At 43.1% G+C, this 21975-nt stretch carries 22 protein-coding genes; 5 read left to right on the plus strand and 17 right to left on the minus strand.

Going from position 1 to position 21975, the window contains the following annotated elements; translation table 11 throughout:
• Positions 1-104 precede the first annotated feature (104 nt).
• Positions 105-1031: an IS30 family transposase gene (locus tag W234_RS13605; RefSeq protein WP_025643743.1), complete on the plus strand. Its 927-nt coding sequence runs from the start codon at positions 105-107 to the stop codon at positions 1029-1031.
• 355 nt (positions 1032-1386) lie between these two features.
• On the opposite strand, the gene W234_RS0102220 is transcribed toward W234_RS13605, so the two are convergent.
• The 8 genes from W234_RS0102220 to W234_RS0102255 all read right to left on the minus strand — a co-directional run bounded on the left by W234_RS0102220 (position 1387) and on the right by W234_RS0102255 (position 9232).
• On the minus strand, positions 1387-2319 hold the full coding sequence (locus tag W234_RS0102220) for an electron transfer flavoprotein subunit alpha/FixB family protein (RefSeq protein ID WP_025644322.1): 933 nt from the start codon (positions 2317-2319) through the stop codon (positions 1387-1389).
• A 161-nt stretch (positions 2320-2480) separates the two neighbouring features.
• Positions 2481-3230 carry an electron transfer flavoprotein subunit beta/FixA family protein gene (locus tag W234_RS0102225; RefSeq protein ID WP_025644324.1) on the minus strand — a complete coding sequence of 250 codons (750 nt, stop codon included), beginning with the start codon at positions 3228-3230 and terminating at the stop codon, positions 2481-2483.
• A gap of 333 nt (positions 3231-3563) precedes the next feature.
• Entirely contained in the window at positions 3564-4157 is a 594-nt protein-coding gene (locus W234_RS0102230) for a DUF421 domain-containing protein (RefSeq protein ID WP_025644326.1), read from the minus strand.
• A 344-nt stretch (positions 4158-4501) separates the two neighbouring features.
• Entirely contained in the window at positions 4502-4714 is a 213-nt protein-coding gene (locus tag W234_RS0102235; RefSeq protein ID WP_025644328.1) for a cold-shock protein, read from the minus strand.
• Between the two features lie 269 nt (positions 4715-4983).
• Entirely contained in the window at positions 4984-5409 is a 426-nt protein-coding gene (locus tag W234_RS0102240) for a hypothetical protein (protein WP_025644330.1), read from the minus strand.
• Between the two features lie 429 nt (positions 5410-5838).
• Positions 5839-6855 (minus strand): ketol-acid reductoisomerase, encoded by a 1017-nt coding sequence (gene ilvC, locus W234_RS0102245; RefSeq protein ID WP_025644332.1) that lies wholly within the window; start codon positions 6853-6855, stop codon positions 5839-5841.
• 167 nt (positions 6856-7022) lie between these two features.
• Positions 7023-7520 (minus strand): acetolactate synthase small subunit, encoded by a 498-nt coding sequence (ilvN, locus tag W234_RS0102250; protein WP_025644334.1) that lies wholly within the window; start codon positions 7518-7520, stop codon positions 7023-7025.
• Positions 7520-9232, minus strand: a complete 1713-nt coding sequence (locus tag W234_RS0102255; RefSeq protein WP_025644336.1) for an acetolactate synthase 3 large subunit — start codon at positions 9230-9232, stop codon at positions 7520-7522. Before W234_RS0102255 ends, ilvN begins: the two co-directional genes overlap by 1 nt.
• Before the next feature lie 1062 nt (positions 9233-10294).
• Here W234_RS0102255 and W234_RS0102265 point away from each other — a divergent pair.
• Entirely contained in the window at positions 10295-10786 is a 492-nt protein-coding gene (locus W234_RS0102265) for a DUF4124 domain-containing protein (protein ID WP_025644340.1), read from the plus strand.
• 62 nt (positions 10787-10848) lie between these two features.
• Here W234_RS0102265 and W234_RS0102270 read toward each other — a convergent pair whose 3' ends face one another.
• Positions 10849-12666: an NAD(P)H-hydrate dehydratase gene (locus tag W234_RS0102270; protein ID WP_025644342.1), complete on the minus strand. Its 1818-nt coding sequence runs from the start codon at positions 12664-12666 to the stop codon at positions 10849-10851.
• Between the two features lie 206 nt (positions 12667-12872).
• Here W234_RS0102270 and queG point away from each other — a divergent pair, with 206 nt between their 5' ends.
• Complete coding sequence (gene queG / locus W234_RS0102275) at positions 12873-14057, plus strand: tRNA epoxyqueuosine(34) reductase QueG (protein ID WP_025644344.1); 1185 nt, start codon at positions 12873-12875, stop codon at positions 14055-14057.
• 96 nt (positions 14058-14153) lie between these two features.
• Here the strand turns inward: queG and lysM are convergent, their stop codons facing one another.
• From lysM to W234_RS0102305, 6 genes are all read right to left on the minus strand, one after another.
• Complete coding sequence (gene lysM / locus W234_RS0102280) at positions 14154-14663, minus strand: peptidoglycan-binding protein LysM (RefSeq protein ID WP_025644346.1); 510 nt, start codon at positions 14661-14663, stop codon at positions 14154-14156.
• Positions 14664-14902: 239 nt separating this feature from the next.
• Positions 14903-15142 carry an acyl carrier protein gene (gene acpP, locus W234_RS0102285; RefSeq protein ID WP_025644348.1) on the minus strand — a complete coding sequence of 80 codons (240 nt, stop codon included), beginning with the start codon at positions 15140-15142 and terminating at the stop codon, positions 14903-14905.
• Positions 15143-15451: 309 nt separating this feature from the next.
• On the minus strand, positions 15452-16180 hold the full coding sequence (fabG, locus tag W234_RS0102290; protein WP_025644350.1) for a 3-oxoacyl-ACP reductase FabG: 729 nt from the start codon (positions 16178-16180) through the stop codon (positions 15452-15454).
• The gene (gene fabD / locus W234_RS0102295) at positions 16177-17151 is read right to left on the minus strand and encodes an ACP S-malonyltransferase (RefSeq protein WP_025644352.1); all 975 of its coding nucleotides are present in this window, start codon (positions 17149-17151) and stop codon (positions 16177-16179) included. Before fabD ends, fabG begins: the two co-directional genes overlap by 4 nt.
• Before the next feature lie 427 nt (positions 17152-17578).
• Positions 17579-17761 (minus strand): 50S ribosomal protein L32, encoded by a 183-nt coding sequence (rpmF, locus tag W234_RS0102300; RefSeq protein ID WP_025644354.1) that lies wholly within the window; start codon positions 17759-17761, stop codon positions 17579-17581.
• Between the two features lie 299 nt (positions 17762-18060).
• Positions 18061-18654, minus strand: a complete 594-nt coding sequence (locus W234_RS0102305) for a YceD family protein (protein WP_025644356.1) — start codon at positions 18652-18654, stop codon at positions 18061-18063.
• 205 nt (positions 18655-18859) lie between these two features.
• Between W234_RS0102305 and W234_RS13610 the strand changes: the two genes are divergently transcribed.
• Positions 18860-19573: an elongation factor P hydroxylase gene (locus W234_RS13610; protein ID WP_025644358.1), complete on the plus strand. Its 714-nt coding sequence runs from the start codon at positions 18860-18862 to the stop codon at positions 19571-19573.
• Positions 19574-19723: 150 nt separating this feature from the next.
• The gene (locus W234_RS0102315) at positions 19724-20344 is read left to right on the plus strand and encodes an L-threonylcarbamoyladenylate synthase (RefSeq protein WP_025644360.1); all 621 of its coding nucleotides are present in this window, start codon (positions 19724-19726) and stop codon (positions 20342-20344) included.
• A gap of 202 nt (positions 20345-20546) precedes the next feature.
• Here the strand turns inward: W234_RS0102315 and rplQ are convergent, their stop codons facing one another.
• Both rplQ and W234_RS0102325 read right to left on the minus strand, forming a co-directional pair.
• Positions 20547-20906, minus strand: a complete 360-nt coding sequence (rplQ, locus tag W234_RS0102320; protein WP_025644362.1) for a 50S ribosomal protein L17 — start codon at positions 20904-20906, stop codon at positions 20547-20549.
• 19 nt (positions 20907-20925) lie between these two features.
• Positions 20926-21933, minus strand: a complete 1008-nt coding sequence (locus tag W234_RS0102325; protein ID WP_025644365.1) for a DNA-directed RNA polymerase subunit alpha — start codon at positions 21931-21933, stop codon at positions 20926-20928.
• Positions 21934-21975 lie beyond the last annotated feature (42 nt).

Below are 21975 nucleotides of genomic sequence, written 5' to 3' on the forward strand. Positions count from 1 at the left end.
CTTAGATTAACACATGAAGTGCAATACCAAATGCAAGGTGAAAAAAAGACCTAGATGCGCTAGCATCAAAGTTTTTATCCACCGACCAAAGTGAGATTGCAACCATGAGCTATACACATCTAAGCCTAGGTGAACGATACCAGATTTATGCCCTTAAAGGGGCAAAACATAGTATTAATTTTATAGCGAGGGTGTTAAACAGAAGTCCCAGTACCATATCAAGAGAGCTTAGGCGTAATAAAAGCCTACGAGGTTACCGAGCAAAGCATGCTAATAACAAGGCTTGTGACAGACGGGCTAACAACGCCACAACTATTGTGACTGACCTCTGGGCATGGGTGACAGACAAGCTTAAAGAGAACTGGAGTCCTGAGCAAATATCTGGCGTTCATGCTGGTATCAGTCATATGAGCATTTATCGCTATATTTGGCGTGATAAGAGGCAGGGCGGTACATTGTGGCAGTGTCTCAGACGTAAAGGAAAACCATACCGGCAGCGTCTAACCGCTGAGACTCGAGGCCGTATCAATGACAGAGTCTCGATTCATGAGCGCCCTTGTATTGTTGAAGAACGCTCACGTATTGGAGATTGGGAAGCGGATACCGTTATCGGTCAGCATCACAAGCAAGCGATTGTCACGCTCGTTGAACGTAAAACGGGGCTGCTGAAGATGAAGCGTGTGGGTCATAAAACAGCACAGCAAGTATCAGAGGCAATGATAGAACTCTTAGCGCCAGTGAGGTTGCAGGTTAAGACCATTACCTCTGACAATGGTAAAGAGTTTGCTCAGCATAAGAAGGTGAAACAAAAGCTCTTTAGCCCTTTCTTCTTTGCCGATGCTTATGCGTCATGGCAGCGAGGAACCAACGAGAATACCAATGGCCTTATCAGAGAGTACTTGCCTAAGGGTTGTGACTTTAGACAAGTCTCTGATAATGAAATACAGGACATTGAGAACAAACTAAACAACAGACCAAGAAAACGATTAGGGTTTAAGACGCCTATGCAGGCGTTCTATAATATTAATTAGCGTTGCACTTGGTGTGTTAATCTAAGTATTGTTTGCGATCCACTGCTACCAAGTCGGTTCTAACTGTAAAATTGCATTCATACTGATTCTCCACCTTCTCGTCCGTGACAATTATCTCAATAGCATTGTAGAGTCATATAGTAGCCTAAACGCAGCCTCTATCCGATAACCCTACCCTAACCAACACTACTTCAAACTACTATAAAGTGGATTTTTATAAATTATAAGGTCGACTCAATATATAATCTTAGTCTAATAATCAGCCCAATAGTCAGCTCAATAAAAAGCCCCGCTATATGATAGCAGGGCTTATATGATACAAATTAAGTTTCTTAGTAGTCAAAAGCGTTGAGCTTTATACTTTGCTAGTCAATTCAGGTAAAGCTTCGAATAGATCTGCTTCTAAGAAGTAATCGGCAACGCTAGCAATAGGCGCTTCTGGGTCATTATTGATCGCAACGATAACTTTAGAGTCTTTCATACCTGCTAAATGCTGAATCGCACCAGAGATACCAGCGGCGATATAAAGCTGCGGCGCAACAATCTTGCCTGTTTGACCGACCTGCATGTCGTTTGGCACATAACCTGCGTCTACAGCGGCGCGTGATGCACCGATAGCAGCGCCTAGCTTATCTGCTAATGGCTCAATGTATTTAGTGAAGTTTTCACCATTTGCCAAGGCACGACCACCTGAGACGACAATACCAGCTGAAGTCAGCTCTGGACGATCTGAGGCTGCCATCTCTTCATTAACGAAGCTTGACTTACCTGCGTCTTGTACATTATCGATGGTTTCAACAGAGGCTGAACCACCTTCACTTGCTACTGGGTCAAAAGCGGTCGTACGTACGGTGACAACTACTTTTTCTTCTGAGGTTTTCACTGTCGCAGTCGCGTTACCAGCATAAATAGGACGCTCAAAAGTATGCGCGTCTACTACTGCTGAGATCTCAGACAGCATACTAACGTCAAGTAGCGCTGCAACGCGAGGCATAAAGTTCTTACCGGTTGTGGTCGCAGCGGCAACAATATGGCTGTAATCACCAGCGATGTCCGCTACCAATAGCGCAACGTTTGCGGCTAGTTGATGCTCGTAAGCGGCATTATCCGCTAATAAGACTTTGCTAACACCTTCAGCTTTTGCTGCTTCATCAGCTGCTGCTTGAGCGCTACTGCCAGCGACTAATACATGGATGTCATCGCCCATTTGCTTTGCCGCAGCGATAGTATTTAAGGTTGCCTTTTTTAGACTGGCATTGTCATGTTCTGCATATACCAAAATGGCCATTGTTTTTGTCCTTTATATATTCGCGTAATCGTTTATGTGCTTTAATATCTATGATGGCAGCTTTTGTGATATGTCTTATTCTTCAGTCCCTACTCTATCTTTTAATCAGACGGATTTTAAAAGAAACTATGCATATCACTTTGCCAAATATATAGTCAATATTAGATTACTTTAGCTTCATTTTTTAGCTTATCAACCAACTCATCTACAGACTTCACAGTGATACCTGCCTGACGCTCTGCTGGCGGCTCAACTTTAGTAATTTGCTGCTTAGATGCCATATCTACACCAAAATCAGCTGGCGTCTTTTCGTCAAGTGGCTTTTTCTTTGCTTTCATGATGTTTGGTAGCTTAGCGTAGCGTGGCTCATTTAGACGTAAATCAGTAGTGATAATTGCCGGTAGATCTAAAGCAACGGTCTGCAAACCACCATCAATCTCACGAGTGACGTTGACTTTATCGCCTTCTACTTTGACCTCTGAAGCGAAAGTACCTTGACCTACGCCCATCAGCGCCGCTAGCATCTGACCGGTTTGGTTGTTGTCATCATCAATAGCTTGCTTACCTAACAAGATGATATCAGTGCTCTCGCTCTCAGCGATATTTTTTAAGATTTTAGCGACTTGTAACGGATATGGTTTTTCATCAGTTTGGACGAGTACACCACGATCAGCACCTAGTGCTAAAGCTGCACGGATCTGCTCTTGTGACTCTTTTGGTCCGATTGACGCGACGATAATCTCATCAATGACGCCTGCTTCTTTTAGGCGTACTGCCTCTTCTACAGCGATTTCATCAAATGGGTTGATAGACATCTTAGTATTCGATAAGTCGACACCTGAGTTATCAGCTTTGACACGAACTTTTACGTTATAATCAATGACACGCTTGACCGCGACTAATGCTTTCATACGTTCCTCGTTTATGAATATTATGAATTAAAGCCATTCATTGATGGCTAATATAGATCTTACTTTTATTAATCTTACCTTTGACACATAAGTTTACTATAGTCAGTAAACTGGGATGTGGTAAATATTTACGCTTAGCTTATAAGACCCGACTATCTTGCGTGAGCAAGGCTTTTAGGTCAAGATGACGCCGTGAATAATGGGTCATAAATTTATAAGCATTTGAATAAATACTATAATTAAAACAATGATAGCTTTGCTCGTTTTCCTAAAGCCTTGTTATTAGTACCCTTTATAGCATCTGTCACCTGCAAATTGCTTAACGTTTTGTTATTATTTCGAAAATACGTCTACCCTACTTTGCTGCTCAATACCATTATCGTAGGTCGTTACCAAAATCTCATTATCGCGAATATCGTCAAATAGCGACCAATCAGGACTGGTATCGCTAGATTTTATAACGCTTATGTCAGCTGTCGTCTCCATAATCACTGCAAAAACTTCTGATTTAGATTTTATGCCATTTTTACGTAGGATTTGTTTGATATCGTTCTCGCTAAGCTTTGCTTCTTTTAGATTGTCATAAAGATACGCTCCATTCGCCATCAAGATAATAGGCTGATTATCTATAAGCGCTTTAAATGGCTTGAACTTTCGTCTAATGATGGAGAGTACTGCTTGCAGCGTGAACAGCATCCCAATAGCAAACACGCCTTGCAGCAGCGACGTTGATTTTGACAATACGGTTGATGCCAATATGCTACCGATACCGACAGTCATAGCCAAGTCATAACTCGATAACTTCGAGAAGCTACGTAAACCAACAATACGAGTAAACAATATCAGACAAAAATAAAAGCCGATAACTGACAGTGCTATACCGACAACTTGTTGCCAATTAATCGAAAACCAAGTTTGCCAATCCATATTCTTATCCTAGTCGTTTTGTTTTTGTAGATGACATTCATTGTAAGATATCAGACAAGATTCGCTTGTTACTTTCTTTTTGTTATCTCCTGCAAACTGTTGAACATGAGTAAGTAATGCTTTAATTCAAAAACGGTTGTCTCTCAAAGCGCTATCGAGGTATTTGCAGATAGCCTTTTGTACAATTTATCCAAAATTTAGACAAAAAAAAGCAACCCGATGAAAGGTTGCTTTTGCTATACAGTCTAAACAATAGGTTTGTTGTTCTCACAACATAGTCATTTGTGCGTGTAGATCTATAGATAAGAGTAACTGATATCAGTTATCCCCTATAGTAAATACACTTATAGCGCTTCGATTTGCTCAGCTTGTGGACCTTTTTGGCCTTCACCTAAAACGAATAACACTTTTTGGCCTTCCGCTAGTGTTTTGAAACCACTACCTTGGATAGCGCTGTAATGAGCAAATACATCTTGACCGCCATTATCTTGTGCGATGAAACCAAAGCCTTTAGCTTCATTAAACCACTTTACGGTGCCTTCAACTTTATCAGACATAATTTTTCCTAACTCTTAAACGATTGGTGCGACATCAGTCATCACCGATTAATTGATAAATACCCATCTGCTTTTGGATTGAACCCTTAAACTAACACAGTAATTTATCTTAGCGATTGCTTACCGTTATTGGCTTGCAGCCTATGAGCACTCTTCGATTATAGCAGTTTTTATCAATAGTGACAGGTTAAATTAGGTATTTTTGTAAAGTTTTAATTGTTAATCCTTGCCAATGAGTGAGTCTTATGTCCATACATAATAGACAAGCTTTAACTTGCTATAGGTAGCCAAGGTGACGCTAATACTAATAAACACAGAGCGAAGAATATCAATGCAAAAGATTGGCTATACGCTATATATTTGACGGGTACCACCAAATCTGCAGGTGAGTCTGGAATGCCTTTGCGCTTTAGTAGTCGCGTGCCATATATCCAGCCAAAAACAGTATAAATACCATAAGCGGCGGGCACAGCCACAGCAAGTGGTGCTAAATCTATAGCGTACAAGGCGACAGTTGAGACAAAAAACCAAGCGGTATCTGCAAATGAGCTGAACCTAAATAGCGCTGACTTAGGTAGCTTACCGTCACTGCGCTTGAGCATTGAGCACTCAATCCAAATCAAAACAGCGACTACGGCGCTAAGAGTAATATATACGAACTGCGGCGTTAGCCAGTCTGGATTTGATATTTGCACAACACAACCTATAGTTAACATTAAATTTAATTTTGTCTTATTTTTTGCTTAGTCTGGAGAGAAGCACATAAATCGCGCTTTTAGATCGATAGTTGTAAACCATACATTCATAGTAATCATGATAATGACTCATGCAGTAACGACTTAAAAAGCATATCGAGCACTACAAATACTGATTCAGAGACTAAGCTGAGTGCTTATATGAGGCAATGTCTACTCGTTTTCAAGATCCTTGTTGGACTAGACGGCGCTTTTTCTACTATAAACTTTTTACTTATAAAAAACCCATGCCATCGAGCGGATAGCATGGGTTAGTATTTTGATTGAAACTAAAATCTTAGAACTTATATTTTAAGTACTTAGATTTTAAAGACTTAGACTTTAAAACTTAAGTCCCAAAACTACAAAGACACCTTATTCAGGTTGGCTTTAGTTTTTATCTTTATCGATGATTTTGTTACCACCGATCCAAGGCATCATGCCGCGTAGTTTGGCACCAGTGATCTCGATTTGATGCTCAGCGTTGTTACGACGACGCGCAGTCATTGATGGATAGTTGGTTGCGCCCTCAGAGATGAACATCTTGGCATACTCACCTGACTGGATGCGTTTTAGCGCATTGCGCATCGCCTCACGTGATTGCTCATTGATGACCTCGGTACCTGTGACGTATTCGCCGTATTCAGCGTTGTTACTGATAGAGTAGTTCATATCAGCGATACCGCCTTCATACATGAGATCGACGATAAGTTTGAGCTCATGCAAGCACTCAAAGTAAGCCATCTCTGGAGCATAGCCAGCTTCGGTCAGGGTTTCAAAGCCCATTTTGACCAGCTCTACTGCGCCGCCGCAAAGTACCGCTTGCTCGCCAAATAGATCCGTTTCCGTCTCATCTTTGAAAGTTGTCTCGATAATACCTGAACGACCACCGCCCACACCTGCTGCATAAGATAAAGCTAATTGCTTGGCTTGACCAGAGGCATCTTGATAGACAGCGATGAGATCAGGGATACCGCCGCCTTTAGTGAACTCGTTACGCACGGTATGACCAGGCGCTTTTGGCGCGACCATGATGACATCAAGATCTTTACGCGGCTCGACTTGATTATAATGAATCGCAAAACCATGAGCGAACGCTAGCGTTGCGCCTTCTTTGATATTTGGCTCGATCTCATTTTTATACAGCTCTTTTTGGAACTCATCAGGCGTCAGAATCATGACCACGTCAGCGGCTTTTACCGCTTCAGCGACGTCTGCGACTTTTAAGCCAGCGTTTTCAGCTTTTTTGCGAGAGCTTGAGTTAGCACGTAGACCAACTGTGACGTCTACGCCAGAGTCTTGCAGGTTTAGCGCATGGGCATGGCCTTGTGAGCCATAACCGATAATAGCGACTTTTTTGCCTTGGATGATAGATAAATCACAGTCTTTATCATAAAAAACGTTCATACAGAGTCCTTTTCCTTAATCATGGAGAGCCATGGCTAGTAACACTTATAGTATCGCCAATGTATTCATTGATTGTACGCTATAAGCTTGTTGTTAATTTTAAGTTATCAGTTTTAAAGTCCTGATAACTGACAGTGTTAATTTCGATATCAAACTTAAAATGAGTTTTATATACTTAGCGTTTTTTCACCGCGGGCAATACCTATCACCCCAGAGCGGACGACTTCAAGTACGCGTTCACGGCCTATAGTCTCAATGAAACCATCGAGCTTGGCTTTATCACCGACGATTTGGATGGTGTATAAGCTGGCATTGACATCGACGATCTGCGCGCGAAAGATATCTGCGCTACGTTTAATCTCTTCACGGACATTACCAGTCGCACGCACTTTAATCAGCATCAGCTCACGCTCAACATGAACTGTTTCGGATAAGTTAAGCACTTTAACGACTTCAATAAGCTTATGCAACTGCTTAGTGATTTGCTCTATTTTCTCTGGAGACGTGATCGTCGTTAGCGTCAAACGCGAGATTGTAGGATCATCAGTTGGGGCGACGTTCAAAGTCTCGATATTGTAGCCGCGCTGCGAGAATAAGCCGACCAATCGCGACAACGACCCTGCTTCGTTTTCCATTAATACCGAGATCAGATGTGGTTGTTGCATTAAGTACGCTCCCCTTTGGTTAGCCACATATCACGCATCGTCTGTCCAGCCACTTGCATCGGATAAACATGTTCATTGCGATCTACATAGACGTCGATAAATACTAGCTTGTCAGTCATCGCCATAGCTTCTGCTAACTGTGCTTCCATGGTTTCAGGATTGGTAATCTTGATCCCAACATGCCCGTAGCTCTCAGCGAGCTTGATAAAATCAGGTAAAGAGTTCATGTAGGACTGAGCATGACGACCTTCATATAGCATGTCTTGCCACTGCTTAACCATACCAAGCTGCGCGTTATTGATGTTCAAGATTTTGACAGGCAGATTGTACTGTAAGCATGTGGATAGCTCTTGGATATTCATCTGAATAGAGCCCTCACCGGTGATACATACCACGTCGCGATCTGGACAAGCTAATTTGGCTGCCATAGCATAAGGCAAGCCCACACCCATAGTGCCAAGGCCGCCTGAGTTTAACCATTGGCGCGGCTCTCTATAGGTATAATACAGCGCGGCAAACATCTGATGCTGGCCGACGTCGCTTGTGATAATAGCATTACTATTGGTCACTTTGTCTAAAGCTTGTACGACGCTTTGCGGCTTAATACCATTTTCGGTACTGGTGTCATAACGTAGGCCATGACGCTTACGCCACTCATTGATTTGTGACCACCAATCAGTTAATGCTGGCTGATCAAGCTCTTTATCATGTCCAATGCTATCAAGCATATCAGTCAAGACAGATTTGACATCGCCAACGATAGGAACATGAGCGAAGATAGTCTTTGAGATAGAAGCCGGATCGATATCAATATGAATAATCGTTGCATTCGGGCAGAATTTTTTGACATTATTGGTGACGCGATCATCAAAACGAGCTCCTACCGCTAGGATGACGTCAGCATGATGCATACTCATATTGGCTTCATAAGTACCATGCATACCAAGCATCCCGAGGAACTGCTCGTCGGTACCATCAAAAGCCCCTAAACCCATTAGCGTATTGGTCACAGGCAGATTCAAACGGTGCGCAAGATCGCGAAGCTCTTCATAAGCATTGCTCCAAATCACGCCGCCACCTGAGTAGACCACTGGGCGCTTCGCCGCTAATAAAGTCTCGACCGCGCGTTTAATCTGACCGCCATGGCCTTTTTGTGATGGCTGGTAAGAGCGCATGGATACCGATTCTGGGTACTCATAAACGTATTTTTCGCTTGGCGCTGTCATGTCTTTTGGCACATCGATAACGACTGGGCCTGGACGACCTGAGCTTGCGATATGAAAGGCTTTTTTGACGATGGTAGGGATTTCGCTGGCATGGCGCACTTGAAAGCTATGCTTGACGATTGGGCGCGAGACCCCAACCATATCAGTCTCTTGGAACGCATCTTCACCAATTAGACTACTAGGGACCTGTCCTGAGATGACTACCATTGGCACTGAATCCATAAAGGCCGTGGCAATAGCCGTTACCGTATTGGTCGCGCCTGGGCCAGAGGTGGCGAGCACAACACCCGTATTGCCTGTCACTCGCGAATAGGCATCGGCCATATGGCCTGCCGCCTGCTCATGACGCACTAGAATATGCTCAATGACTTCTTGCTTAAATAGCGCATCATAGATATGTAGAACCGCGCCGCCGGGATAACCGAAGATATACTTAACGCCTTCGTCAGTCAGCGCTTGTATTAGCATCTCAGCGCCAGAGAGCATGACAGGCTCATTCTCAGCTAGCTGCTGTTGCTTTTCTTCAAAATGTTTGGCGGCGTTAGCCGTTTGCGTGTGTCCGGTCATATTCGGACTTTGCGTAGTTTGCGTCACTATCATCACCTTTATTTACAGCGCAGATGCAGCTTTTATGAGTATAGATCAGAGCACAAAGACTTATTGTGCCGACATCTACTACCCAAAGTTGTGCTTATCTTTGTCCATAGAAGAGTATCTACTCACTATGCAAAAACAGCTTGGCTTTATAAAAAGCATAAAGCAGCTTGCTACTTGAACACAGCCATTTTAAGGTCAGCTTAAAGAGGTATATCGGTATATGATGACTAGATGCGAGTGCATCTATAAAAGAGGCTTATTATTTAGATACCAACCAAATACCAATAGTGCGTTACTACCAATAAAGGCTAATGAGTCACTGAACCGCTAAAGATAAAAGAGCTCAAACTCACTAATAACAATTATGATAATTGCCTCTTAGTGTCTTTGCGTAAGCGATTCACCTTTTAAGCTTATGGCATCAAAACTAGTTTGTAGCATTGATACGCCATTACTCATGGCAACAAACCGACTTGGCGGTAAAGGGTTAAAAATAATAAGTTTATCTTAGTCATTGTAGACCGATAAGTCCGGAGACAAATAGCACAATCAACAATAGGCCAATGAATGGCCGCTATCCTTGCTCTGCTACTGTCACAAAGAAAACAAAACTATCAAGCCACCGATAAGCAGCCTAAGAGACTTTGTTTTCAAGTGCTACGGCAAAATTATAAATGCCGCTCACTGACCAACTGTTATTATAGTCACTGTTTTGGCTATTATTGTCAAGAGAAACTTATGAAGCCTAAGCCCAACTATAAGTTTTACAACTCCCTTTGAAACAAAATAATTGGTATTTAGTTTTAAAGATTTTTACTAAAATGAAGTTAGGCTTTTTAATTGAGCTAAGCTTTTTTAATTATGTATAATGTGGCTAGGCTTTAATGCTTACCTATAGATATCGATAGATAAACACTCCCTGTTTTCTCATTGGCAAAAAGGATTCTGAAAATGGCTTACGCCCCCTTGACAACTATCGCCTCTAAGCTTGTTTTTGGCTTATCGACTTGTAGTATTTTGTTATTGTCTATGAATGCCAGTCATGCGATTCAGGTTTACAAGTCTATTGGAGCGCATGGGGAGATTAAATATAGCCAACACGCCCCGCATAATGGCGAAAACGTTGAGATGATTGAGTTTCGCAGTGATGGTCGTCAAACTGATGCCGGCCAAATGGCTAATAGAACTAGCGATAGTCCAGATACTGCCCCTAAAGACGCTGAAGCTCAGCGAGTCGCTCAGCTTGAGGCTCGTATCAAAGAACAAGAAGCCAACGCCAATGCCCAGCGCTGCCAATCACTACGTAATAACTTAACCAACCTCAATGTGGGTGGGCGCATTTATGAGATGGACGCAAGTGGTAATCGCGAATATCTAGACAGCCGTGAGATTGAGCTCAAGCGTGAACGAGTACAACAAGCGATTAGCCAGTATTGTAGCTAACAAAACTAAGCTCGCTCAATATACTAAGCGAGCTTATAAACGGTTTGAAAAAACCTATATTATCAATGAGGTACTATTAAAGCCTCCATCACAGAGCGAACAGCCGCTGGCATATCTTGCGCCTGCATGCCGCGCTGCCCTACTCTCAGCGATAAGCCACTAGCAACGCTAGCCTTATCACTTGTTAATTGATTCAGTAAGGCATCACCTGCTAAGCCGTGAACAAGCACAGCCTGTCTGAGACTGCGCGCCTCATCGGCCAAGTCTAGCTGCGCTAACAGCCCTGCGCATACTCCTGATAACACATCGCCCATGCCCGCCGTTGCCATTCCTGCATTGCCAGTAGCACAGACATACACCTTCGGTTTATTATTATTTTTATCATGTAGATTCTGCTCTAATATAAGCGTCCCTGCTCCTTTTAGCACCCAATTGCCACCATACTGATCCGCAGCTTGCTTGATGGCGGTTAAGCGATCTTCTTCTATTTCGCTAATTTCTTTATTTAATAGCATAGCCGCCTCGCCACTATGCGGCGTCAGATACACTTTATGCTGAGTACTATGTGCTTTTAGTGCTTTAACTAACTTATGCTCATCACTTTGTAAGGTCGCTAAATGGTACAAACCATCCGCATCAATGACTATAGCCTTACCTGCTTCGATGGCCGCGTTTAGGTAAGCGATAAATAAATTTTTAGCCTTATCATCTCGGCCAAGTCCCATGCCTATAGCGATAACGCTAGCATCTTTAATCAAGCTTTTGAGACCTTCGACATCGTGCAGATCGATAGTCATTGCATCTGGTAATGAGGTCAGTAGTGCTCCATGAAAAGCGTCGTGACAAGCTACCGTAATTTTGCCGGCTCCAGTTGCCATAGCACTTGATGCTGATAAAATCGCTGCGCCGCCCATGCCTTGCGAGCCATCCACACGATTGCCAGCTATTATTAACACGTGACCATAACTACCTTTATAACTGTTTTGCTGACGCGGCGCTAAAGCATAAGCGGTCTGTAATAAAGTAGCCGCAGGCGATTTAGAGGTGATAGGTTTAGAAGTGATAGGTATGAGCGGAATGTCCAAAACTTCACCAGCATAGTCTTTACCATCTTTGGTATGTAAACCAAGCTTACGCGCGACAAGGCATAAAGTAATATCAGCACGTACTACCAAATGCGCAAACACCTGCCCTGTTGAAGCCACAAGACCACTAGGCACATCTACCGCTACTGCCAAAGCACAGTCACGCTCAGTCAGCCGGTTAAAAGTGGTAATCGCTTGCTGATAAATACCTGTTGGTGCGCGATCTAGGCCGATACCAAAGAGCGCATCAATATAGACATCTGCTCTAGGGAAATCACTCTCATCAAACTCCTTATCTTTAAAACCCTGATCTTCAAAACGTAGATAAGAGCAACCAGCGGTCAGTGCTAAGCGCTGGGCTTTAAGGGCATCACTGACCTGCTCTGTCTCCTCACTATTGTTTGAGTCATTATTCCCTTCTTTGTCGATAGCGGCCATGCCAACGGTCATAACTTTGACCTGCCAGCCTGCTCGCTGTAAATATAAAGCAATCAGCCAGCCATCACCGCCATTGTTACCTCGTCCCGCCCAGATAACGGCGCGCTTGTCTCTGTTGTATTGCTGAGCTGTGAGGTGGGTATTCTCATGACTCAGCCTGCGACTTTTTTGACTTTGCACGATATCATCAACGTCTATAATGCGCTGCGCCATCTGCCAAGCGGCCTGCTGCATCAAGGCAAAACTGCTATAGCCATCAGCAAACCAATCTTGCTCTATAGCATAGACTTGCGAGCTAGTATACAAAGCGATGGGCAGCGTTGCAGGACTTGAAAGTGACTTTTTAATAGTAGGCATAGATAATCCTTATAAAGCTTAGAGTACAAATAGATGAGAATAAGGGTAGCAAATGTCGAGGGCGACTTCTGTATGGATATCATCGGTATTATGCTATCTTTTTTGGGTCAGAGCGGCTTGTCATGGCATAATAGCTGTCGTTCACTTAATCATCCGTTCGCTCAATTATCCGTTTACTCAATCATATAGGCCGCTTATCTTATCCTATGAAATCATCTTCTAGCCTTATCCCTAGTACTGACAAACCTAGCTTTTCTTCGCCTGAAGAGATCAAGCAGTGGATTAAGGCGCAAGCGCGAGATTTAGGATTTGCCGATTGCGGATTTATATCCGTGCAGCATCCTTTATTTGCGCAGCAGCTTGAGCAGTTGCAGCTTTGGTTAGCGAAAGGTTATGAAGGACAGTTACAGTTTATGCATGGCAATCACCACCTGCGTGCTCATCCTGAGCAGTTGGTAGAAGGCGCTAAGACTATCGTTAGCGTGCGTATGGACTATTTGACTGAAACGCCTAAACCGCGCACCGTTGAAGATGACGATCGCCCAAACCACGGTATCATTGCGCGCTATGCTCGCGGGCGCGACTATCACAAGACCATGCGCAGTCGCCTCAAACAACTGGCTTTGAGGATAGAAGCGATGCTGCCAGAATGGCAGCAACTAGCTATTGGAGACGATATTGGTGCAAATAGTGATTTTGTCTTTCGGCCTTTTAGCGACTCTGCGCCTATTTTTGAGCGGCCTATCGCTGATGCTGCTGGCCTTGGCTGGACCGGCAAGCACACCTTGTTGCTCAATAAACAAGCCGGTTCTTTTTTTGTATTGGGCGAGCTATTTATCAGTCTAGAGCTACCTGATGATCAGCCGGTTGCCGCGCATTGCGGTAGCTGCCGCGCTTGTATCGATATCTGTCCTACTCAGGCAATCGTGGGTCCGCATGAGCTCAACGCAGCCGCTTGCATCTCATATTTGACCATCGAGCATGACGGCGTTATTGATGTTAAATATCGCCGCGCTATTGGCAACCGTGTGTTTGGCTGCGACGACTGTCAGCTGATATGCCCTTGGAATCGTTATGCCAAGCTCACAACGGTTGAGGACTTTGCCCCAAGACATAAACTCGATAGCAGTAGTCTGCTTGAGCTTTGGCAATGGAGCGAGGCGGATTTTTTACAATACACCCAAGGCAGCCCGCTACGCCGTACCGGCTATGTGAACTTTCTGCGTAATATCGCTATCGGTCTAGGCAATGCCACTGCTGATGATATTAATATTGAGCAATTAAAATCTAGACTTGGTCAACACAATGATATTTTGAATGAGCATATTCACTGGGCTATAGAAGAGCAAACTAGCAAATTAATCGCTAACAAGACTTCCCCTTCAAGTTAAACCAATAAAAAACGCCTCTTATTAAATAAGAAGCGTTCATCAAAATCAAAATATTACTTTTTACCCAGTTAATGGGTTAAAAATAAGTTGGCAGCATTATGGCTTAGGAATACGCAGTACTTGACCGGGATAAATCTTATCTGGATCTGACAGCATAGGTTTGTTAGCTTCAAATATTTTCATATAATCGCTTGATGAGCCATAAACGTCTTGAGCGATTTTTGAGAGACTGTCACCTGATTTTACTGTGTACATGGTAGATTCTGGCGCATCTTCTTCGATATCGATATTGTCGATAACCTTTGCTACGTTTTGAACGTTACCAATAGCAATAATCGCTTTTTCGCGGTCCGCTTGAGTCTTTGCATTACCGCTGATTTCAGCAGTATCAGTAGAACCATTATATTTGACTTTTAAATTACTGATCTGCAGATTCTGCTGCTGAATACGACGTAGCAAAATATTCGCCACCGACTGCGCCGATGGTTCGTTATCTTTTACTGGGGTATTAGCGTCTGCTTGAGTTTCTTTTTTTGCATCGTGCTTGTCATCATCACGATTAAAAATCTTATCACCAATGTCTTTTGCAAAACTGAACATTCCCATCTAATTACTCCTTTTGATGTTGTTATCTATTATTTACTTTATGAGTATAACAAAGGCTAGAGTTTTGCATAGTAGCGGTATGTTGAGTAATGTTAAACTTATGAAAACTTATGTCACCTTATGGAATAGGTTTAGCTTAATATCAATGCTAGTCATAAATGCGAGCCAAAAAAAAACCGCTTATCTATTAAGATAAACGGCGCAGCAGCTCGCTGATAATAGGGTAAACTGACACCATATTACAGCTGGGCTTGTACGTAATCGATAGCTTTTTGTACTGTAGTCAATTCTGCTGAGTCTTCATCAGGGATAGTGATACCGAAATCACTTTCAAATGACATAACTAGCTCAACTAAGTCCAAAGAATCAGCGCCTAAGTCTTCCATAAAAGAAGCTTCGTTTTTGATATCTTCAACGTTCATGCCTAACTGCTCTGCTACGGCAGATTTTATTCTTAGCTCAATATCGTTATTGCTCATACAAAGTACTCCTTAGTGTCTATCAATTTGGGAATTATAGCAATTATCTGAAGCGTTAAGGGCTTAGTTAAACTGTGATAGTGCTGACTGGTTACAGATAGCTCGATATCATTATCAGTTTTTGACCCGAATAACCAATTGCTATAATACAGGGGTTTGGCCTAAAAGTGTCCGTTATTATAACAGCATTTATTAGAGTTTACACTCGTTCACACAGTTTTTTATTGTGCTAATGTAACTTTTTAATATTTAACTTTTTGTGCTTAGTGTAGCGCACTACATATAAGCACAGTATATCATTGCAGCGCACTACATATACATGCCGCCGTTGACTGGAATGACAGCTCCTGTGATATAACTGGCTTCGTCACCTGCTAAAAATAACACCGCAGCAGCGATATCTTCTGGCTGACCCAAACGCCCGATAGGCACGGCATCTAACATAGAGTTGAGCAGACGCTCGTCAAGCTCGTCCGTCATATCCGTTTCGATCAGACCGGGTGCCACGCAATTGATAGTCACCTGCCGTGAGCCGATCTCGCGCGCAAGCGTTCGGCTAAAACCTTCAAGACCTGCTTTAGTCGCGGCGTAGTTCGACTGTCCAGCATTACCCATCTTAGCGACTACTGAGCTGATATTGATAATACGGCCACGGCGCGCTTTCATCATACCGCGAACCGCACGTTTGCTCATCCGGTACACTGAGGTCAGGTTAGTGTCGATGACACTTTCCCAATCTTCATCTTTCATACGCATAAGCAGGCCGTCTTTAGTGATGCCAGCATTGTTAACGAGTACTTGCACCGCGCCGTAGACACTCTCAATCTCTTCAAACAGCTTATCGATTTGTTCAGGGTCTCGAACGTCTAATACTCGGCCTATACCACCTGAATCATGCAGATAATCATCGATGAGGGCTGCGCCCTTCTCAGTCGTTGCGGTACCAATGACAAAATGACCTTCTTTAGCAAAGCGCTTGGCAACCGCCTTGCCTATGCCTCGGCTAGCACCAGAAACTAAGGTAATTGTACGACTCATGATAGTGCCTCCATTAATTTATCAAGACGAGCAGGCTTGTCCGTTGGATAGCTGGTAATCGGTTGAGCTTGACGCTTAGCCAAATTGCTCAGTACATTACCACTGCCGCATTCGATTAGAATATTGATTTGTTTGTCTGCGAGCTCTTGCATAGTTTTTGACCATAGCACCGCTTCACTGAGCTGCTCGGTCAATGCTTGCTTAATACTGGGCGAACTGGTCTCGACCCGTGCATGGCGATTTTGGATCACCGGAATCGTCGCTTGATCGAAATTAATAGCTGCCAAAGCTTCGGCTAATGCTTGGCTAGCAGGTTCCATCAAAGCGCAATGAGAAGGCACACTGACCTTGAGAGGTATCGCTTTTTTGCCCGTGTTCTGTACTTTGTCGATGACGGCAGCAACGCCTAGCGCATTGCCAGAGATCACCACTTGCCCAGGGCTATTGAAGTTTGCAGCGTTAACAATAGCATCATCTACATGCTCAGTCGCTTGCTCACATAAGGTTTCGACGCGGCTATCTTCAAGACCTAATACAGCAGCCATAGCAGTATCGATACCAGCAACCGCCTCTTGCATTAGTTGACCACGTTTATGTACTAGCTGTATCGCATCAGCAAAACTAAGCACTCCAGAAGCACACAGCGCACTGTACTCTCCAAGAGAATGCCCCGCTAAATAGCAAGGAGTAATATTCGCCTCAGTCAGCTTTTCTTGTAAGATACGCCAAATAGCGATACTCGCTGCTAATAGCGCAGGCTGAGTATACTGAGTCTGGTTGAGCTTATCCTCGTCTTGACAAATCGCCCACAAATCCTCTCCCAGCGCAGTGCTAGCCTCAGCGAATGTATCGCGAATCTGCGGGTAGATTTCGCTCAGCTCTGCGGTCATGCCGACTGCTTGCGCACCTTGCCCAGGAAAGACAATTGCAATACGGGGCTTCGTTGTTATCGTATCAGGCGTTAATGCCATAGCCAATATTCCTTAGTGATTAAAAGCGCTTTTGACAATAAGCAAATATAATAAACGGGTCAGTTATCATAAATTGTATTTAGTAGCTCATCGTCTGTGGTAATAGCTCATTCATTTATAATTCATCATAATCATGAGCAAACTATACACTGCTCTGCTCAATTATCATAGTTAACAACTGTACTCAGATTATTATAGCGCTAATAAATGATATCAATTAAACAACCACCATATATGAGACGGTGACGACATTGTTCATCAAATTCTAAATGGCAAAAAGCCAAGCCACCACGCTATACAATATATGATAGCAAGATAACTTGGCTTTTTTATAATCTGTATGTTCAACAGCAAACATCATAACGAATAATAGCTACTATTATGGTTAGCTACTATTTATTGATACGTTTACTTATCAAGCAATAGATTAAGCGTCTTGAGCAACTTTGAACAACTGACGACCGCGATAGAATCCGTCTTTAGTCATATGATGACGACGATGTTTCTCACCAGTAGTAGCATCTACGCTCAGCTCAGCCACTTCCATACGGTGGTGTGAACGGCGCATGTCACGACGAGAACGGCTTTTACGACTTTTTTGAACAGCCATGATATAGCTCCTATACTTAAAAAGGGGTAAGCTTAAAATTCAGCTTTAATCGATACTGACTTAAGCTTATGATCTATCAAACATCAACCACGAAAACTTAACACAGTACTAAATTAATGAGTTTGCTATCTGTTTAACCTGCCAATTGAATCTCACTAAGCCTTTATTAATACAAGCTCAGCGACCAGCAGCGCCTTACTAGAATGCAATAAACGGGACATTATACGCGGATTTATCAGATTAATAAAGCCCTGCGTCAAACTCTTCTGTGCCTAGTCACAAAATAGGCTAGTAAAAAATTACAGCTTGCCCTTTAACGCTGATAAAGCAGCAAAAGGGTTTTCGCCCTCTTCCTCTTCTGGTATCTCTCCAAACTGCTTAACGCTCATTTCACAGTCGTCATGTTTGGGCGCTAAAGGCATCTTGAGTAGTAGCTCATCTTCAATGAGTTTCTTAAGCGGTAGTAAGCGCTCAGGGGTTTGATTATCCACTATTTCCTCAAGAAGCAAATAGTCTTGCTCCTCATCCACCAAACTTGCCTGGCTCTCATCTTCTAGCAATGCAATATCATAGTCATCGGTTAAGGACGTCGCTACAGACTGCAAACAGCGTTGGCAAGTCAACCACACCTCGCCTTCTACCTCAAAGGATAAATGCAGAACATTATTACGGCGGTATAGATGCGTGTGTACTGGCAAATTAGTTTGTTGATGCTCATCAGTCAACGAAGCGGCTAAGCGCTCAAAGGAAGTAGGATTGACTTCACCTTGCCACTCAAAGCCCGTATCTTCCCATTTATTCAAAGAGATGTATTCAGGCATACGTACGTGAGATGACGCTTTATTATCTTGAGTGACAGTCTCTGATTTAGAGTTAGTTTGAGAAGGTGACATAAGCGGCCTCGCTGATCAAAATGGGGTATAATATTGCTTGCCATACTAACTGAAAGCGCGGTAGGACACTAGCGCAAGTATGTTACTGTTTTTGCAGCGTTAAAACTGCGAATTATTAGTACCAATAGCTCTGTTTTTAGTCATCAATTTTTAGTCATTTGTCGCTAATTGTTACGAGCGACTTTTCTATATAATTAAAATCTCTATGATAACCACAATCCTGACAACTGATACTCATACCGACTTCTCTACTCTGTTGACCAACGGTGCCGCTAATAGGCTCCTAGAAGCGCTTAATGCCTTAGCTGATAAGGAAGCTGATAAGTCTAGCTCAAAGAATAGCAGTTTGACAATCGATTGCAGTAACTTTGATGCTGATGATCTAAAGCTATTGGCTGACGACGATAAAGCGACTACAGCTTTGATACAGCTATTTAATCAGCTCTTTGTTGATCAGCAGGTAGAGCTGGTGCGCGGTGCACATGAGCCAGAATATTTTCCAGCGAATAACGGTAACCTAGCCCGTATTGAGTTCGCGCATGGGTTCTTTAATAGCGCTTTGCATGAGATCAGCCACTGGTGTATCGCCGGACAGGCACGGCGACAGTTAAGCGACTTTGGCTATTGGTATGCAGCAGATGGTCGCAGTGAAGCCCAGCAGCATGCTTTTGAGCGTGTTGAGGTCAAACCGCAAGCTTTAGAGTGCTTGTTTACTTTAGCTTGTCAGCGTCCCTTTCAAGTATCCCAAGACAATCTATTTGCAGAATTCGATACTAGCCGTAGCACTTTTGCCAGTGACGTCTATCGGCAAGCGCAAAACTATATCGCTCAGCCGCAAAGCTTACCTAGGGATGCTCAGACTTTACTAAAAACACTCTTGAGCTTATTTGGTGATAAAGACACTCAATCAATTTATTAATAAAAATTACCAGTTAACGATTCGCCACCATTTGTAACCTGTCACTACTACTATCTAAAACTTTTTTGATTTTATACTGGGTATTGAATCGTTATTCATTTAATATAAATGAGAAAAACAATAAAAAAGAACTATAAACGAGGAGCCATTATGCAAACGCTGTATATTCATCCTGACAATCCGCAGCCTCGGCTTATCAAGCAAGCCGCTGACATGCTGCGAGATGACAAACTTATTATTTATCCGACTGATACCAGCTATGCGTTTGGCTGCCGTCTAGGCGCTAAGGACGCTTTAGAGAAGCTAAAGATGATACGCGAGCTTGATGATAAGCATCAATTCACCTTGCTGTGCCGCGATCTAAGCGAGATTGCCACTTATGCTACGGTCGATAATGTCCAATTCAAACAACTAAAAGCGCATACTCCTGCGCCGATTACTTTTATTTTGAATGCCACCAAAGATGTCCCAAAAAAGCTCGCTCATGCTAAGAAAAAGACCATCGGTATTCGCGTACCGAGCAATCCTATCGCACAAGCACTATTAGAAGCGATGGACGAGCCTATCTTGACCAGCTCACTTATTTTACCTGATCGTGACGATATTTTAGATGATCCTTTCGATATCGAAGAGCTATTAGATAATCAAGTTGATGGTCTCATAAATGCCGGCATTAAGACTACTAAGCTGACTACTATCGTCGATATGACCAATAGTCAACCTGAGGTTATCCGGCAGGGCGCGGCGGATGTCAGCGACTTGTTACTATAAAGGCTTTACATTATTTGTATTTTCAACTGCTCACTAAACGTAGGGTGCGTTCCATATGCCGATTGCCTTTAAGAACCACTTAAATATTAAAGCATAGAATGCACCTTACAAATAATGTAATAGCTTTAGATCTAAATTTCAGACATAAAAAAAGCGCCAATAAATTGGCGCTTTTTTGTACAAAACCTAAACGGCTTATAGACTAGTCGCGGTCAACTAATTCTACATAAGCCATAGGTGCGTTATCACCATCACGGTGACCACACTTAACGATACGCAGATAACCACCTGGACGCGTTTGGTAACGAGGTCCTAACGTGCTAAATAGTTTACCTACCATAGCTTTGCTACGCATACGGCTAAATGCCAAGCGACGGTTAGCAACGCTATCTTCTTTTGCTAGAGTAATTAATGGCTCGGCAACGCGGCGTAATTCTTTAGCTTTTGGTAAAGTTGTTTTGATCAGTTCATGCTCAAACAATGAGTTAGTCATGTTCTGGAACATTGCTTTACGATGACTGCCGGTACGACCCAGCTTGACTCCACTCTTACGATGGCGCATAGTCAAATATCCTTAATGTTTAACGGCTGCGATAAGAGAAGCGATCATCAACCCGCAGGTCAGCTGGTGGCCAGTTATCTAGGCGCATACCAAGCTCTAAATCTTTAGACGCCAAAACGTCTTTGATTTCGGTTAATGACTTCTTACCAAGATTTGGGGTTTTTAGAAGTTCAGTCTCTGAACGCTGTACCAAATCACCGATATAGTAAATGTTTTCAGCTTTTAAGCAGTTGGCTGAGCGAACCGTTAGTTCAAGATCGTCCACAGGGCGTAATAGCACAGGATCGACCTCTTCTTTCTCTTTCACAGGCTCAGGCGCTTCTTCAGCTTCTAAATCAACAAAGATTGAAATCTGTTGTTGTAAAATAGTGGCCGCTTTACGAATTGCTTCTTCTGGATCTATAGTGCCATTAGTTTCAAGCTCAATGATAAGACGATCAAGGTCAGTACGCTGTTCAACACGAGCGTTCTCTACTTGATAAGCAACCCGCAGTACTGGGCTAAAGCTTGCATCAAGCTTTAAGCGGCCAATCGCTTTGGTATCACCATCTTCACGGCGCTGATTTGCTGGCTCATATCCACGACCCATCACTACGCGCAGACGCATCTTAAGATGACCGCGCTCACTCAACGTACCCAATACTAACTCTGGGTTAATAATGTCTACGTTGTGCGGCAATTCAATATCTGCAGCAGTAATGGTGCCTGGACCTTGTTTATCCAAGGTCAAGAATACTTCATTTTGGTCATGAAGCGTCAATGCCAAGCCTTTTAAATTCAAAAGCAAGTCAAGGACATCTTCTTGCAGACCCTCTAAAGTTGAGTATTCATGGTCAACACCATCAATCTCAGCTTCGATGACTGCAGCACCAGGTAATGAAGATAACAAGATGCGACGCAGGGCATTCCCTAAGGTATGACCAAAGCCGCGTTCTAACGGTTCGAGCGTGACTTTCGCAATCGTCTCGTTAACCGTATCCACGTTAATGGCATTCGGCGTTAGAAACTCAGTTGCATTTAGCATCATGATGTCACCTCGATTTGTTTATCTGGATTAATTAACGTTAAT

The sequence above is a fragment of the Psychrobacter sp. TB15 genome, assembly GCF_000511655.1.
In the GTDB taxonomy this organism is placed as follows: domain Bacteria; phylum Pseudomonadota; class Gammaproteobacteria; order Pseudomonadales; family Moraxellaceae; genus Psychrobacter; species Psychrobacter submarinus.

Coding starts and splice junctions, on each gene's coding strand:
- W234_RS13605 (WP_025643743.1), top strand. CDS start 105: ATGAGCTATACACATCTAAGCCTAGGTGAACGATACCAGATTTATGCC.
- W234_RS0102220 (WP_025644322.1), bottom strand. CDS start 2,319: ATGGCCATTTTGGTATATGCAGAACATGACAATGCCAGTCTAAAAAAG.
- W234_RS0102225 (WP_025644324.1), bottom strand. CDS start 3,230: ATGAAAGCATTAGTCGCGGTCAAGCGTGTCATTGATTATAACGTAAAA.
- W234_RS0102230 (WP_025644326.1), bottom strand. CDS start 4,157: ATGGATTGGCAAACTTGGTTTTCGATTAATTGGCAACAAGTTGTCGGT.
- W234_RS0102235 (WP_025644328.1), bottom strand. CDS start 4,714: ATGTCTGATAAAGTTGAAGGCACCGTAAAGTGGTTTAATGAAGCTAAA.
- ilvC (WP_025644332.1), bottom strand. CDS start 6,855: ATGAACGTTTTTTATGATAAAGACTGTGATTTATCTATCATCCAAGGC.
- ilvN (WP_025644334.1), bottom strand. CDS start 7,520: ATGCAACAACCACATCTGATCTCGGTATTAATGGAAAACGAAGCAGGG.
- W234_RS0102255 (WP_025644336.1), bottom strand. CDS start 9,232: ATGCTCTCTGGCGCTGAGATGCTAATACAAGCGCTGACTGACGAAGGC.
- W234_RS0102265 (WP_025644340.1), top strand. CDS start 10,295: ATGGCTTACGCCCCCTTGACAACTATCGCCTCTAAGCTTGTTTTTGGC.
- W234_RS0102270 (WP_025644342.1), bottom strand. CDS start 12,666: ATGCCTACTATTAAAAAGTCACTTTCAAGTCCTGCAACGCTGCCCATC.
- queG (WP_025644344.1), top strand. CDS start 12,873: ATGAAATCATCTTCTAGCCTTATCCCTAGTACTGACAAACCTAGCTTT.
- lysM (WP_025644346.1), bottom strand. CDS start 14,663: ATGGGAATGTTCAGTTTTGCAAAAGACATTGGTGATAAGATTTTTAAT.
- acpP (WP_025644348.1), bottom strand. CDS start 15,142: ATGAGCAATAACGATATTGAGCTAAGAATAAAATCTGCCGTAGCAGAG.
- fabG (WP_025644350.1), bottom strand. CDS start 16,180: ATGAGTCGTACAATTACCTTAGTTTCTGGTGCTAGCCGAGGCATAGGC.
- fabD (WP_025644352.1), bottom strand. CDS start 17,151: ATGGCATTAACGCCTGATACGATAACAACGAAGCCCCGTATTGCAATT.
- rpmF (WP_025644354.1), bottom strand. CDS start 17,761: ATGGCTGTTCAAAAAAGTCGTAAAAGCCGTTCTCGTCGTGACATGCGC.
- W234_RS0102305 (WP_025644356.1), bottom strand. CDS start 18,654: ATGTCACCTTCTCAAACTAACTCTAAATCAGAGACTGTCACTCAAGAT.
- W234_RS13610 (WP_025644358.1), top strand. CDS start 18,860: ATGATAACCACAATCCTGACAACTGATACTCATACCGACTTCTCTACT.
- W234_RS0102315 (WP_025644360.1), top strand. CDS start 19,724: ATGCAAACGCTGTATATTCATCCTGACAATCCGCAGCCTCGGCTTATC.
- rplQ (WP_025644362.1), bottom strand. CDS start 20,906: ATGCGCCATCGTAAGAGTGGAGTCAAGCTGGGTCGTACCGGCAGTCAT.
- W234_RS0102325 (WP_025644365.1), bottom strand. CDS start 21,933: ATGATGCTAAATGCAACTGAGTTTCTAACGCCGAATGCCATTAACGTG.